Raw genomic sequence first — 15376 nt, 5'->3', positions numbered from 1 at the left:
CCCCATGGCCGAGAGCGCCGCACCCACCGCACCCGCCACGCCCCCCTCGACGACCGCACCCGCCACGCCCCCCTCGACGACCGCACCGGCGTCGTCCCCGGCGACGACCGCCTTCGAGGCGCTGGCCGGAACCCGGCCGCGCATCCGGCGCGACGTGCTGTTCACCGAGACCCCCGGCGGGGTGCTGTTCCACAACGCCGACGGCGGCTTCCACCTCACCGGCCGCACCGCCTACCGCTTCGCCTCCCTCGTCGTCCCGCACCTCACCGGGCAGCACCGACTGGCCGAACTCTGCGCCGGGTTCGGCCCCGCCCAGCGGGCGATGGCCGCCGAACTGGTCAGGACGCTGTACGCGCGTGGCTTCGCCCGCGACATCCCCGAGCCGGCCACCGCCGGGGAGACCCTCGACGAGGGGGCCGCCGAGCGGTTCGCCGCGCAGATCGCCTACGTCGACCACTACGCCGATGACGCCCCCGCCCGCTTCGCCCGCTACCGGGCCACCCGCGTCGCCGTCCTCGGCGACGACGAGACGGCCCGCTGGTGCGCGCTGAGCCTGGTGCGCAACGGCTGCGCGAGCATCGGGACCGTCACGGCCCCGGACGACGTCGCGGCCGAGGCCGCCGCCAACGGGGCGCGTGTCGCGACGATCACCGCCGGGACGGACGCGGACTGGGCCGGCCTGGACGGTTACGACGTCGTCGTGGTCACCGGCGCGGGCGCCGGGGCGCGCACCCATCGGCTGCTGGCCGCCGGGGTGCCCGAGGGGGTGACCCTGGTCCCCGCGTGGCTGTTCGGCCGCCGCCTGGTCGTCGGCCCGCTCTCCACGGCCCGTTCGGCCGGCTGCTGGTCCTGCGCCCTCCTGCGGCTGAGCGGCAACGTCGACCCCGGCACGGCGGCCGAGCTGTGGAGCGAGGCGGCCGGGGCCGTACCGGCCGGCGGGGCGGCCCTGTCCGGGCCGGTCGCGGCGATGGTCGGCAACCTCGTCGGCTACGAGATCTTCCGCCTGGCCACCGGCGCGCTGCCCGCAGAGACGGCCGGCCAGGTTCTCGTCCAGGACCTGGAATCGCTGGACGTGATGGCCGAACCGGTCCAGCCCCACCCCCGGTGCGCCCGCTGCACCGTGCTCGCCGCCGACGATCTCGCCGGCGTTTCCGTCGGCGAACCCGCCGCGCTGCCCGGCACGCTCGCGCTGCCCGTCACCGCGACGGTGGAGACCGCCCGCGACGCGGAGGAGCTGGTCGAGGAGCTGAACCGGATCGGCACCGTGCTGGTCCGCCCGTACACCGGGATCTTCCGCCGCTACGACGACGAGGAGCTGACCCAGACCCCGTTGAAGCTCAGCCGTGTCGAGGTGGCCCTCGGCGGCGGGACGAGCCGCCGGATCGCCGCGTTCGACGTGCACCACCTGGCCGGTGCGCGGACCCGGGCGCTGTACGCGGCGGCCGAGGCGTACGTCGAGCACGTGGTCCCCCTGGCGGGCGTCAGCGGCGGTGAGCGGGACGGCGGTGCGCGGGCGCCGCGGACGCTCGGGCCCGACGCCCTGACGACCGGCGGCGGCACCGGGGCCCGGCCGGCCGCCTGGGCGGTCGCCACCTCGCTGATCGGCAAGGACCCGGTACGCGTTCCGGCCGCCGCCCTACGACCGTTCGGGCCGCACAACGACGACCGGGCGCACCTGGCCACCACCGCCGGCTCCGGAGCGGGCGGCAGTGCGGCGGAGGCGGCGGGCCGGGGGCTGCTGTCCGCGCTCGCCCATGACGCCCTGCTGCGCGCGGTGCGGGGCGCCACCCGGGTCGGCCCGCTGGCGGTGGGCGGCGACGATCCGGAGCTGGTGTTCCTGCTGAAGTCCGCCGCCAACCTGGACATCGCCGTGGACCTCCTCGACCTGGGCGAGGCGGACCGCAGCTCCGCGCACGTGGTGCTCGCCCGGGAGGCGAACGGGCTGCCCGCGTCCGCCCGTTGGGCGGTCGGGGCCGGGCTGTCCCGGCGTTCGGCGGCCGCGTCCGCCCTGCGGGACCTGCTCGGTCAGGTGCAGCTCGCCGCCGAGGACCCGGGGGCGGCGGTCGACACCGGGGACCCGCTGGTGGTCGACCTGGCCCCGGGGGCGATCGCGGCGGGCGGCGCGTCCGTCGCGGCGGACGCGGCGGAGACCACGTTCGACGCGGTGCTGGAGGCCTTGAGGTTGGCCGGCCGCGACGCCCTGTACGTGCGGACGACGCCGGTGGACCTGCGTTCCGGTTCCATCGCCACGGCCCGGGTGCTGCTCACGGTGGACGGCGAGGTCGGCACCGATGCCCGTTGAGACCGCGCCGCACACGCCGGACGCGGCGGTGGCCGCTGCCACCGGGCCGGGCGCCCCGGACGCACCGGTGCCCGTCGACACCCCACCGGCCACACAGGTGCTGGGGGAGTCCACCCGGCTGCTCTCGAAGCTGCTGGGTCAGGCGCTCGCCCGCCACGGCGGGGCGGCGGCCACCGCCCCACTGGACGTCCAACCCCTGGGCGTACGCGACGCGTTCGCGGCGAACGGACCGGTGGCCCGGGCCGTCCCCGTGCGCTACTACGGGCGGCACGCCGTCATCGGCCCCCTCCCGGCACCCGACGGCACCGCCCAACGCCCCTGCGCCCGCTGCCTGGAGCGCCGGTGGCAGGGTGTGCGGTCCGTCGCCCTGCGCGAGGCGCTGGAGCTCGGCTCCGGGACCCGGGCGGCGGGCCCGTCCCCGTACGTCACCCCGTTCGCGGCCGAGGCGCTCGCCGGAGTCGTCGCCGCCCGGCTGCACGGCGGGGGACCGGACACCGGCGCCTTCCCGGCCGTCCACCTCGTCGACCTCGACACCCTGGCCGTACGCCACTACCCGCTCGTCCCCGACCCGGAGTGCCCCGCCTGCGGGCGGCCCGAGCCGGACAGCGACGAGGCGGCGGCCCTCACCCTGCGGCCCGCGCCCACCGTGCGGCCCGGCGGCTTCCGGGTCCGGGACATCGAGGACTACGAGCTGCCCGTCGAGCCGTACGCCAACCCCGTCTGCGGCTCGCTGGGCCCCTCCGTCGTCCAGGACGTCTCCTCCACGTCCACCTCCGCCACCATCGGCTGCTTCTCGATGCGCTCGGGACCGTATCTGCGCGAGACGTTCTGGGGCGGGCACGCCGACACCTTCGCCGAGAGCGTGCGCATCGGGGTGCTGGAGGGCCTGGAGCGGTACGCCGGCATGCGGTCCCGCGCCAAACGCGCCCAGGTGCGCGCCAGTCTGCACGCGCTGCGCGCCGAGGGCCGGGCCGCCCTGGACCCACGCGTCTGCGGCCTGTACTCCGACGACTTCCACCGGGCCAACCCCCGCGTCCGGCCCTTCACTCCGGACCGGGAGATCCCCTGGGTGCGCGGCTGGTCGCTCCGCGACTCCCGGACCGTCCTGGTCCCCGAAGTGCTCACCTACTACCACGCGCCGGGCCTGGAGAACCGGTTCGTGCAGGAGAGCTCCAACGGCTGCGCGTCCGGGGGCGCGCTGGAGGAGGCCGCCTACTTCGGGCTGATGGAGGTCGTCGAACGGGACGCGTTCCTGCTCTCCTGGTACGGGCGGGCCCCGCTGCCCGAGGTCGACCCGCGCACCAGCCGCCGCCCCGCCACCCGGCAGATGGTGGACCGGCTGGAGATGTACGGGTACGAGGCGCGGTTCTTCGACACCCGGATCACCTTCCCGATCCCGGTCGTCACCGGGGTCGCCGTCCGCCCCGACGGCGGACCCGGCCGGATGTGCTTCGGCGCGGGCGCCGGACTCGACCCGGAGGCCGCCCTGGCCGGGGCGCTCTGCGAGATCGCCACCGACGCCGTCAACCTCCAGGGCCGCACCGAGCGGGACGAGGACCGGCTGCGGGCCATGGCAGGCGACTTCGCGAAGGTCGAGGCGCTGCACGACCACCCGCTGGCGTACGGGATCCCGGAGATGGGCGATCACGCGGACTTCCTGCTCGGCGCGCCGGGAAGCCCTCGCCCGCCGCTCCGCTCCTTCGACGACCTGTACGGGGACGGGCCCGGCGCGCGGCCGGTGCTCCCGGTCTCCGACGATCTGCGGGAGGACCTGCTGCGGTGCGTGGACACCGTCGCCGCCGCCGGGTTCGACGTGGTCGTCGTCGACCAGACCATGCGGGAACAGCGCGACCTGGGGCTGAGAACGGTGAGCGTGATCGTGCCCGGGCTGCTGCCGATCGACTTCGGCTGGACCCGCCAGCGCGCCCTGCGCATGCCCCGGCTGCGCACCGCCCTGCGCGAGGCGGGCCTGCGGACGGCGGATCTCACGGACGCCGACCTCAACCCGGCCCCGCACCCGTTCCCATGACCGCCACTCCCCTCCACCCTCCTGCCGTGACCAAGGAGCTCGCCATGGGATACGCCCATGAATACGCCGCCGCGATCCTGCACCGCGGCCGGGTCCCGATGGACCCCGCGGACTACGTACCGAACTGGCAGGACGGCCCCCGCAAGGCCAAGTACCACCCGGGCGCGGACGGCTTCCCGCTGCCGGACGCCCCCTACCCGGCCGGGGCGACGCTCGACCGGGGCCTGCGCCCCGAAGGCGGCTCGCGGGAGCGGGAGTTCGACCTGGTCACGCTCTCCGGCATGCTCCGCGACTCGTACGGCCTGACCGGCCGCCGCCTCGGCGTCCAGGCCAACACGGACCTGAACGCCCTGCCCTTCTACCCGCTGGCCAACTGGTCCCGGGGCTCCGCCTCCGGCGGCGGGCTGTACCCGGTCGGCATCCACTGGGTGTCCGGGCCGAGCGGCCCCGTACCGCCCGGGGTGCACTACTACTCCACCCGGCACCACTCCATGCAGCGGCTGCTCACGGGCGATGTCTCGGGACGGGTCCGCGAGGCGTTGGGGCAGGACGCTCCGGGGCCGGAGACCGATCAGTACCTGGTGCTCACCATCAAGTACTGGCAGAACTCCTTCAAGTACAACAGCTTCTCCTTCCACGCCGTCTCCATGGACCTCGGGGCCTGCGTCCAGACCTGGCGGATGTGGGCCGCCGCCCGCGGACTGGCCGTCGAGCCGGCCCTCTGGTTCGACGAGGAACGCCTCGCGGAACTCCTCGGGGCCGACCCGGAGGCGGAGGGCGTCTTCGCCGTCGTCCCGCTCAAGTGGGCGGGTGGGCAAGCTCCTACCGCAGGGCGGGCCGCCGAGGCGCCCGTCTCCGTACGCCGCAAGGACGTCGAGCGCTCCCGTACCGTCCTCACCTTCGACGCGCTGCTCCGCATGCAGGCGGCCACCTCGGCCGACGCCGCCGCCCGGCCCGCCCCCGGCGCGCTGGCCCCGGCCGCCGCGCACCCCGTCGACCCGGCGCTGGTGGAGGTCGCGCTGCCGGCCGCCCGGCCGCTGGACGCCGACGTACGCACCGCCCTGCGCGCGCGCCGCAGCAGCTTCGGCCGTTTCGACGCCCAGCAGCCCGTCACCGCCGACCAGTTGGCCGCCTGCCTGGCCGCGGCCTCGGCCGGATCGTGGATCGGCGGCGACACCGGTGACGTCCGGCTGACACGGCTGTACGCGTTCGTGAACCACGTCGAGGGCGTCGAGCCCGGCTCGTACGCCTACGACCCCGAGCGGCGGAGCCTGCGGCGGGTGAAGGAGGGCCGGCCGGGAGAGTTCCTCCAGCGGAACTACTTCCTCTCCAACTACAACCTGGAGCAGGCCGGAGCCGTCCTTGTGCCGACCGTCCGCACCACCGCCGTCCTCGACGCGGTCGGGGACCGGGGGTACCGGCTGGTCAACGCCACCATCGGGGCCGTCGCCCAGTCCGTCTACACGGCCGCCGCGGCCGTCGGCCTCGGCTGCGGCGTCGCCCTCGGCTTCGACAACATCTCCTACATCGAGGAGCTGGGGCTCGAAGGGACGGGCGAGGCACCGCTGCTGATCATGATGATCGGCAACGAACGCCCCGCCCCGGCCGACTTCCGCTACGAGATCGCCTGAACGGGGGCCGACGATGACCGACACCGCCAGCACCGCCAGCACCGCCGACACTGCCGACACGGCCAGCACTGCCGACACCGCCGACAGCGCCAGCACCGCCGACACGGCCCTCACCGCCGAGATCGCCAACGCCGCCGAGACCGCCGGCACCGCCGGCCCGGTCGAGGCCGTCGGCCCGCTCTCCGCGCGCCCCGCGTTCATGCTGCGCGTCGCCGGGCTCCCCGTCGACGACGTCCGGGCCCTGCGCTGCCCCGACAGCCGCCGCTGGGCCGACGACGTCCTCGACACCACCGAGCAGTTGGCGCTGCTGGCCGCGAAGGCCGGGGACCAACTGCACGGGCTGATCGGCGGCAGCGACGACGAACCGCTGCGCCGCGCCCTGCTGAAGCTGCGCCGGGACGTCTTCAACAACCGGCTGCCGGACCCGTCGGCCGCCGAGGACGGCCTCGCCCGGGTGGCGGCCCTCGACCCGGCCGCCGCCCGGGCCCTCGCCGACTGGCTCACCGGCCGCCGCGCCCTCGCCGGGAAGCGGGACGAGGGGGCCGGCCTGCTGGCCGCCGAGACCGGCCGCAGCCGCACCGAACTGGCCCGGATCGCCGGCCACGAGCGCCTGCGCAAGGGGCTGCTGCTCGCCTCGCCGACCCTGGACGCCCAGCTCGACGCCTACCGGCACAAGGCGTCCCGGGCCGGGGCGCGACCCGACCGCAAACAGCGCAAGATCGAACGCTCGCTGCTCTCCTACGTCTACCGCACCGCCTGCAAGACCAGCCCCTTCTCCACCTTCACCGCCGTCGCCCCCGGCGTATTCGGCGGCTCCGACGGGCTGCGCGTGCGGGTCGGCGAGGAGTGGCGGACACAGGTCCGGCTCAACGTCGTGGCGCTGGGCCGGCTCGCCGACGCGGTGATCGCCGACCCGGTCCGCCGGGCCGATCTGCCGCTCGCCCTCGCCTCCGGCTGGGGACGCGACGACGACCGGGTCCGCTACGTCCGGCGGTGGGTCACCGCGGGGGACGACGACACCGCCGTCACCTTCGACGCGGTGAAGGACCGGCTGTTCTTCCTGCGCCGCAGCGGCACCCTGGAACGGCTGCTCGGCCTGTTCGAGGAGCGCGGCACGCTCCGCCACGGCGAGCTGGCGGCCTGGCTGGAGCAGGACCGGGGAGCGGCGCGCGAGGAGTGCGAGCAGTACCTCGGGGCGCTCCTGGACGTCGGCATGGTCCAGGCGCCCTGCCTGCGGACCGAGGTCCACGACACCGACCCGCTCCGCGCCTTCCAGGACGCCCTGCGCGGCCTGGACCGCCCCTGGGCCGACCGCCTCGCGGACCGGCTGGAGGAACCCGCCGCCCACGCCGCGCGCTTCGCCGAAGCCGCTCCGGACGAGCGGCGCGCCCTGCTGGAATCCGTACGGGCCGGGCTGCGGGCCGTGCAGGAGGAGGAGCTGGGAGCCGCGCGAGCGAAGGTCCCGCAGACCCTGCTGTACGAGGACGCGGCGGCGGGGCCCCGCCGGGCGACCGGCACCGGCGTCGCGCTGGACCCCGCCGCGTGGGAGGAGCTGGCCGCCGGTCCGCTGGCGGCGGTGGAGCGGGTCCTGCCCGCCTTCGACCTCACCCTCCCGCAGCGGATCACCTTCCAGGGCTTCTTCCTCGCCCGGTACGGACGCGGCGGGCGCTGCGACGACCTGCTGAAGCTGGTCCACGACTTCCACGAGGACTTCTTCGACCAGTACATGACGTTCACCGCCTCCCGCACCCCGTACGACGCCGAGGGCACCTACGTCCCCGAGGTCAACTGGCTGGGCCTGGAGAGGCTGCGCTCCCTCGACACCGCCCGGCGCACTTTCACCGCGCGGATGACCGCGCTGTGGGAGGCGGCGGAGGCGGCGGAGCCGGGGGCGGCCGAAGTGCGCCTGGACGACGCGTTCCTGGGAGCGGTGGCCGGGGAACTGGGCGGCCTGGAAGCGGACTTCGCGCCGATGAGCCACCACGTCCAGATCGCCGACCGGCCCGGCGACCCGCTCGTCGTCCTCAACCGGTCGTACGGAGGGGTGTCGTTCTCGTTCACCCGGTTCACCCAGCTCTTCGACGGCCTCGGCGAACGGCTCCTCGCGGACACCGACGCCCTCGTGCCCGACGGCGCCGTCCTGGCCGAGGTCACCGGCGGCCCGGTCACCAGCAACCTCAACCTGCACGCCAGACTGACCCCGTACGAGATCGTCTGCCCCGGCGAACGCGGCACGCTGGAGGCGGAGTTCAGGATCGAGCTGGACGACCTGTACCTCGTGCACGACCCAGGGGCCGACCGGCTGGCCCTGCGCTCGGTCCGCCTGGACCGCGAGGTGATCCCCGTCTACCTCGGCTATCTCGTCCCCCTCGCCCTGCCCGAGCTGCCCCGCACCCTGCTCCTCCTCTCCCCGACCTCGATGGCCCCCCTCAACGTGTGGGCGGGCGTCCCCGAGGGCGAGCCGCGCGGCGGGGTCACCGGGCGGCCCCGGGTTCGGCACGGCTCGCTCGTCCTGAGCCGGCGCAGCTGGAGCGCCCCGGCGACCGTCCTGCCGCTGCACCGGCCGGGCACGCCGGAGGACGGCTGGTTCCTGGACTGGCACGCCTTGCGGCGCACCCACGGTCTGCCCGACCGGGTCTTCGCCACCGTGTCGGACACCGGGGCCCGGGGGGCGACCGGGGCCAAACCGCAGTACCTCGACTTCGACAGCCCGCTGTCCCTGTCCGCCTTCGAGGCACTGGTCAAATCCCCCGACGCCCGGGTGGTGTTCCGGGAGATGCTGCCCGACGAGGACACGCTGCCCACCGTCAGCGGTCACGGCCGCCATGTCGCCGAACTGGCCGTGGAGACGGCCGTACCCGCCCGCAGGAGGACCACCTCATGACACCCCCCACCGCACCGGCCGCGACCACCACCGGGGCCTGGCAGGCCACCCACGTCTTCTACGCCGCCAACCCCCGCCCCTTCCTCCTGCACTGCGTCCGCCCGCTGGTCGCGCGGCTGGAGGCCGACGGGCTGATCGCCGGGTACTTCTTCATCAACTACTGGCTGGAGGGGCCCCACGTACGGCTGCGCCTCAAGCCGTCCTCGCCCGCCGCCGAGCCGGAGGTGGCCCGCCGCACCGAAGAGGCCGTCGACGCGTTCCTGGCCGAGCGGCCCGCCCTGTACGAGGTCGACTCCGGATTCCTCAACGACTTCTACAACACCCTCTTCGAGATCGAGTTCCCCGGCGGCGAGCGCGGCCACTACACGGACGAGCAGGGGCGGATGAACCTGCGCCCCAACAACTCCCGCCACCGCGAGGCCTACGAGCCGGAGTTCGGGAAGTACGGCGGGCCCGCCGGGATCGAGCTGGCCGAGTGGCACTTCCGGCACTCCAGCGACCTGGTGATCGACGCCCTCGCCACCAAGAACCTCCACCTGCGCACCGTACTGCTGGGCACGGCCGCCCAGTTCATGATGGTGATGTCCGCCAGCTTCCTGCCGGACCGGGCGGAGCTCGCCGGATACCTCGACGACTACTACGCGTTCTGGCACCGGGCGTTCCCCGGCACCGGGTTCATCGGCACCGACGAGTACGACACCAACTACGCCCGCACGGCGGACGGACTGCGGGACCGGTTCGCCCGTGTCCGGGCCGCCACCGCCCCGCCCGGGAGCGCCCGCTCGCTCCCCGGGTCGCTGGCCGGATGGGCCGAGCACTGCGCCGAACTGCGCGACCGGGCACGGAAGCTGACCGTGGACGGCGACCTGGTCTTCCGGTCCTGGGACGGCGAGCGGGACGAACGGGTCACCGACCCCGCCGTGGCGCTGCCGCTGCTGCTCTCCCCGTACCTGCACATGACCAACAACCGGCTGCACGTCACCATCCGGGACGAGGCCTACCTCAGCCACGTCCTGGGCCGGGTCCTCAAGGAGTCCGCGTGAGCGCGGTCCCCGGGGCGCTCACTTCCTACCGGCCCGCGCTGCGGCCCCGCGTCCTGCTCAGCGACCCGCTGCTCGACGGGGCCGCGACCGTCCACCTGATCAAGGACGCCGAGACCGGCAACTCCTTCAAGGTCGGGCCCAAGGAGCACTTCCTCATCGCGCGCATGGACGGGGAGCGGAGCCTGGGGGAGATCGGCGAGGAGTACGCCGGTGCGTACGGGCGGCGGCTGGGGGACGCCCACTGGCAGCGGCTCCTGGCGCTGCTGGGGGCGAAGGGGCTGCTGGCGGGGGCCCCCGCGGGGTCGGCCGCCCCGGGCGCTCCGGCCGCCGTGCCCGCCCCCGTACCGGAGAAGCGCACCCTCCTGCGCGGCTCCCTCCCCCTGGTCGCCGACGCCGACGCCACCACCGCCCGCCTCCACCGGGCGTTCGGCTTCCTCCTCGCCCCCGGGGCGATGGTGCCCCTTCTGGCGCTGGTCCTCGCGATGGAGGCGGTCGTGGTCGCGCGGTCCGGCGAACTGCTGCTCGCCGCACGCGGACTGCTCGCCAACCCCGTCCTGCTGACCGGTACGGCGATCCTGCTCTGGGTGAGCACCGCGCTCCACGAGCTGGCGCACGGCGTGGTGGCCCGGCACTACGGGGGGCGGGTCGCCGAGATCGGGCTGCGGTGGCGGCTGCCCGCCGTGATCATGTACTGCACGGTCGACGACTACCTCTACCTCGGCGCCCGTCGACACCGCGTCGCCACCGCCCTCGCCGGTGCGGTGATGAACCTGGTCTTCCTGCTCCCGTTCTGCGCGCTCTGGCTGTTCGCCCCGCTCGACGACGCGACGCACGACGCGTTCGCCGCCCTGCTGCTCCTCGGCAGCGTCCAGGCGTTCGCGATGCTCGTGCCGCTGCCGCCCCTGGACGGCTACCGGATCGCGGGCCAGCTCGCCGGAGCCACCGGCCTGGCCGCCTCGGCCGGCGCCTACCTCCGGCTCGCACTGCGCCGCTCCCCGGAGGCCGCCGCCTATCCACGGCGGGCCCGGATCGCCTATCCCGCCTACGCGGCGGTCACGGTGCTCGTTCTCGCCGGGACCGTGGCGGCGGTCGTCGCGGCCGCCCACCATCTGCTGACGGCCTGATGTTCCACCTCAAGGAGAGTGCCATGACGTCCACCGCCCCCCGCGCCCCCCACAGCCCCCCGGCGGGTCCGTCCGCCGGGCCCGCCGTCGCCCTGACCGACGTCCACAAGGCGTACGGCGCCACCCGGGCCGTCGACGGGGTCTCGCTGACCGTCGAACGCGGTGAGTTCTTCGGGCTGCTCGGGCCCAACGGGGCGGGCAAGACGACGCTCGTCGAGATCATGGAGGGCCAGCGGCGGGCCGACTCCGGGACCGTGGCCGTCCTCGGGGCGAGCCCCTGGCCACGCAACACGGCCCTGCTGCCCCGGCTCGGCGTGCAGACCCAGGCCTCCGCGTTCTTCGTCCGGCTGACCGCCCGCGAACACCTGGTCACCATGGCCGCCCTCTACCGGTGCGACGCCGCGGCCGCCGAACGCACGCTCGCCTCCGTCGGCCTCACCGAGCAGGGCGACACCCGGGTCGACGACCTCTCCGGCGGCCAGCGGCAGCGGCTCGCCATCGCCTCCGCCCTGGTCCACGACCCCGAACTGATCTTCCTGGACGAGCCGACCGCCGCGCTCGACCCGCAGGCCCGCCGCTCCCTGTGGCAGGTCCTGCGCGACCTCAAGGGCCAGGGCCGCACCATCGTCTACACCACCCACCACCTGGACGAGGCCGAGGCGCTCTGCGACCGGGTCGCCATCATGGTCGCGGGCCGGGTCGCCGCTCTGGACAGCCCCGGCCGGCTGATCGCCGCCTCCAGCCCGACCACCCGGCTGCTGGTCCCGGCCGACCGCCTCACACCCGAACAGGCCCGCGCCATCGAGGACGTGGACCGGGTGACCGAGGAAGGCGGCTCGCTCGTGCTGGAGACCCTCGCCGCGGGCCGGGTCCTGGCCGCCGTCGACGCGATCGCGGGGCTCCAGGGCGTACAGACCAGGACGGCGAGCCTGGAGGACGTGTACCTCGACCTGACCGGCACCGGGGCCGACGCCCCCCGGCCCTGAGGGCTGCCCCGGCAAGCCGACCCGCCCCCACGTGCAGCACAACCAGCGATACGGAGACATTCCATGAGCGCCTACACCGCGCTGAGCCAGGCCGGATACCGGGCCTACGCCCGCGACCGCACCACCCTCTTCTTCACCTTCGCGTTCCCGCTGATCTTCCTGGTGGTCTTCGGGCTGATCTTCCACGGCCAGACGGTCGAGGAGAGCGGCAAGCCCTACATCAACTACATCGCGCCCGGCGTGCTGTCCTGGGGCGTCGGCAACGCCGCCGTCTTCGGCGTCGGGTTCGTCCTCATGCAGTGGCGGCGCGACGACATCCTCCGGCTGATCCGGATGACGCCCACGCCCGTCTCCACCGTCCTCGCCTCCCGTTACGTCCTGGCCCTCGGCATCGGAGCCGTCCAGGCGGCCCTCTTCGTGGCCGTGGCGCTGCTCCCGTCCTTCGGGCTCCAGCTGGACGGCCGCTGGCCGCTCGCCCTTCCGGTGCTGGTCCTCGGCATCACCGCGTTCCTCGCGCTCGGCGTCATCGTCGGCAGCTACGCGAAGACCCCGGAAGCGGTCGCCGCCGTCGCCAACTGTCTGATGATCCCCATGGCGTTCCTGTCCGGCTCGTTCTTCCCGCTGGACGCCATGCCCGGCTGGATGCAGAGCCTCTCCCGGGTCCTGCCCCTGCGCTACCTCAACGACGGGGTCTCCGGCGCGCTGACCGGCGACGGCTCCCTGAAGGACATCGGCGTCGCCTGCGCGGTCCTCGCCGGATTCGCCCTCGTCCTCGGCGCGGTCGCGCTGAAGACCTTCCGCTGGAGCGACAAGTCATGACGACGACGGCCCCCGATCCGACGACGGCCCCCGATCCGACGGTGACGGCCGCCGCCCCGACCCCCCTGCAAGCGGGGCGCGACCGGCTCCAGTCCGCGCTGACCGCCCGCCACACCCGTTCCCCCGCCGGCCTGCCCGCGCCCTACGCCGTGCCGCTCGGGTCCGCCGACGTCCTCGGCTTCGGCCGCCCGGACCCGTACGCCGACACCCGGCCCGCCGCCAACGTGCAGCTGACTTCCCGCGCCGTGCTCATCGGTCCCTGGGGCGGCGGGCCCGACGCCACCGCCTGCGGCCAGTGCCTCGCGATGCGCTGGCAGCGGCTGCGCAGCCGGTCCGAGCGCGAGGCCCTGGAGCTGGGGTACGAGCCGCACGGGGCCGTGCACTGGCCGGTGCTCACCGAGTACGCGGTGGACGCCGTCTGGGCCGCGTACCGCGCGGTCCTGACCGGCCGGCGCACCCGTCCGGACGCGTCCACCGCCGACCTGGACGCGACCGCCGTCGGCACCGCGGACACCGCCACCGGCACCGCGGACACCGCCACCGGCACCGCGGACACCGCCGGCGGCACCGCGGACACCACCACCGGCACCGCGGACACCGCCGGCGCGCCCGCGCACCTGGACGCCGCGCCCGCACCCACCGAAGCCGGGCCTGCCCGCAGGGGCGTCGGGCCTGCCCCGAGGGGCGCCGCGCCCGGGCCCACCGACGCCACCCCCGCCGACCGGGCGCTGCCCCAGGTCACCCGGGTCGACCTGGTCACCCTCGCCACGGCCACCTTCCCGCTGCTGCCCGAACCGCTCTGCCCCGCCTGCGTCCACGAGGTCCCGGACACGGCGGAGGCCGCCCGCATGCGGTTGACGCCCACCCCCAAACCGGACCCCGACGGCTACCGGCTCCGCACCCTGGAGTCCTACCCGCTGCCGACGGCCGCCCTCGCCAACCCGGTCTGCGGCGCGCTCGGCTCCGACACCTGGATCAACCCCGCCTCCACCACCACGGCCCCGGTCGCCGGGACCCACTTCGTCCGGGGTTACGCGGGCCTGAACGACGTCACCTGGAGCGGCCAGGCCAACCGGTACTCCACCAGCCGCACCCTCGCCCACCTGGAAGGCCTGGAAAGGTACGCGGGCACCCAGCGCCGACGCGGCACCACCCCGGTCGTCGACTCCTACGCGAACCTCTCCGGCCAGGCGCTGAACCCTGCCGACTGCGGCTTCTACACCGCCGCGACGTACGCCACCGACCCCCTGGTCAGCCCCTTCGACCCGAACCGGGCGATCCCCTGGGTCTGGGGCCACTCCCTGCGCGACGACGCCCCGATCCTGATCCCGGCCCGGCTGGCCCACTACAGCGCGGGCGTCGACGCCGACAACTTCGTCTTCGAGTGCTCCAACGGCTGTGCCACCGGCGGCAGTCCGGAGGAGGCGATCCTCTTCGCCCTCCTCGAACTCGTCGAACGGGACGCCTTCCTCCTCGCCTGGCACGGCCGCGCGCCCCTCACCGCGATCGACCTCACCACCGCGACCACCCCCGCCGTCCGCTCGATGCTCGACCGGGCGGCCCTGCACGGCTACGACGTGCACGCCTTCGACACGCGGATGGATCTGGCGGTCCCCGTCGTCACCGCCCTCGCGGTGCGCCGGGACGGCGGCCACGGCACGCTGTCGTTCAGCGCGGCGGCCGGCTTCGACCCGGCGGACACGGTGGAGTCGGCCCTGTCCGAAGTCCTCACCTACATCCCCCACCTGCCCTACCAGGTCACCGGGAGACTGGCCGAACTGGAGGCGATGGAGCGGGACTTCAGCAAGGTTCTGCATCTCAAGGACCACGCCCAGCTCTACGGGCTGCCGTCCATGGCCCGACACGCCGCCACCTACCTGGAACCGGTCGACGTCCTCCCGCTGGAGGAGACGTTCGCCGACTGGCAGCCGCTGCGCCCCCGCACCGGCGACCTGCTGGACGATCTGCGGCTGCTGCGGGACCGGCTGACCGCCGCGGGGTACGACGTCCTCGCCGTCGACCAGACGACGCCGGAGCAGCACCGGATGGGCCTGCACACGGTGTCCGCCATCGTCCCGGGACTGCTGCCGCTGGACTTCGGCTGGAGCAGACAGCGGGCACTGACCATGCCCAGGCTGCGGACCGCGCTGCGGGCGGCGGGGCGGCGGGCCGACGATCTGCCGGAGGCGGAGATCAAGGCCGTCCCGCACCCCTTCCCGTGACCGGGCCCGCGCCGCACGCGCGACGGCCCCCTCCGACCGGCGGAGGGGGCCGCGGGCGCACGAACCGGCCGTCAGCGGTGTCAGGCGCTGCAGGAGGTGGTGCTGGTGGTGCTGGAACAGGTCGACGTCGAGGAGCACGACGTGGAACCGGCGAGGACGACCTCCGACGCGTCGGAGTAGTCCGAGATCTCGAAGGTCTCCGACTCCAGCTCCAGGATCTCGTCGGCGAGGGTGGCGAGTTCGGTCTTGGGGGCCATGGTGATCTCCCTGGTGTCGTGGGGGTCCGGCCGGCTGCTCCGTCCGGTGCCCGGGTGCTGGACCCATTGCAGGGGTGGC

At 74.8% G+C, this 15376-nt stretch carries 10 protein-coding genes; 9 read left to right on the top strand and 1 reads right to left on the bottom strand.

What is annotated here, in order from left to right:
- Window positions 1-4: 4 nt before the first annotated feature.
- The 9 genes from ACH4RG_RS23730 (at window position 5) to ACH4RG_RS23690 (ending at window position 15040) form a co-directional block, all read left to right on the top strand.
- Window positions 5-2302, top strand: coding sequence for a TOMM precursor leader peptide-binding protein (locus ACH4RG_RS23730; RefSeq protein ID WP_398540207.1), 2298 nt, complete (start codon window positions 5-7; stop codon window positions 2300-2302).
- On the top strand, window positions 2292-4331 hold the full coding sequence (locus tag ACH4RG_RS23725) for a TOMM precursor leader peptide-binding protein (RefSeq protein WP_398540206.1): 2040 nt from the start codon (window positions 2292-2294) through the stop codon (window positions 4329-4331). The genes ACH4RG_RS23730 and ACH4RG_RS23725 overlap by 11 nt, the downstream gene beginning before the upstream one ends.
- A 44-nt stretch (window positions 4332-4375) precedes the next feature.
- Window positions 4376-5962: a nitroreductase family protein gene (locus ACH4RG_RS23720; RefSeq protein ID WP_397928632.1), complete on the top strand. Its 1587-nt coding sequence runs from the start codon at window positions 4376-4378 to the stop codon at window positions 5960-5962.
- A gap of 199 nt (window positions 5963-6161) precedes the next feature.
- Window positions 6162-8846 carry a lantibiotic dehydratase gene (locus ACH4RG_RS23715; RefSeq protein WP_398540279.1) on the top strand — a complete coding sequence of 895 codons (2685 nt, stop codon included), beginning with the start codon at window positions 6162-6164 and terminating at the stop codon, window positions 8844-8846.
- On the top strand, window positions 8843-9889 hold the full coding sequence (locus ACH4RG_RS23710) for a lantibiotic dehydratase C-terminal domain-containing protein (RefSeq protein ID WP_398540205.1): 1047 nt from the start codon (window positions 8843-8845) through the stop codon (window positions 9887-9889). The genes ACH4RG_RS23715 and ACH4RG_RS23710 overlap by 4 nt, the downstream gene beginning before the upstream one ends.
- The gene (locus ACH4RG_RS23705) at window positions 9886-11013 is read left to right on the top strand and encodes a peptidase M50 (RefSeq protein ID WP_397928283.1); all 1128 of its coding nucleotides are present in this window, start codon (window positions 9886-9888) and stop codon (window positions 11011-11013) included. Before ACH4RG_RS23710 ends, ACH4RG_RS23705 begins: the two co-directional genes overlap by 4 nt.
- 23 nt (window positions 11014-11036) lie before the next feature.
- Entirely contained in the window at window positions 11037-11999 is a 963-nt protein-coding gene (locus tag ACH4RG_RS23700; RefSeq protein ID WP_397928280.1) for an ABC transporter ATP-binding protein, read from the top strand.
- 63 nt (window positions 12000-12062) lie between these two features.
- On the top strand, window positions 12063-12818 hold the full coding sequence (locus ACH4RG_RS23695) for an ABC transporter permease (protein WP_397921134.1): 756 nt from the start codon (window positions 12063-12065) through the stop codon (window positions 12816-12818).
- The gene (locus ACH4RG_RS23690) at window positions 12815-15040 is read left to right on the top strand and encodes a TOMM precursor leader peptide-binding protein (protein ID WP_398540204.1); all 2226 of its coding nucleotides are present in this window, start codon (window positions 12815-12817) and stop codon (window positions 15038-15040) included. The genes ACH4RG_RS23695 and ACH4RG_RS23690 overlap by 4 nt, the downstream gene beginning before the upstream one ends.
- Before the next feature lie 80 nt (window positions 15041-15120).
- On the opposite strand, the gene ACH4RG_RS23685 is transcribed toward ACH4RG_RS23690, so the two are convergent.
- A complete protein-coding gene (locus tag ACH4RG_RS23685) occupies window positions 15121-15297 on the bottom strand; it encodes a thiazolylpeptide-type bacteriocin (protein ID WP_003968635.1) in 177 nt (58 codons plus the stop codon).
- Window positions 15298-15376: the final 79 nt, after the last annotated feature.

It is taken from the genome of Streptomyces sp. NPDC021019, assembly GCF_044333295.1.
GTDB lineage: Bacteria > Actinomycetota > Actinomycetes > Streptomycetales > Streptomycetaceae > Streptomyces.
This window is presented reverse-complemented; position numbering and strand designations above follow the sequence as displayed.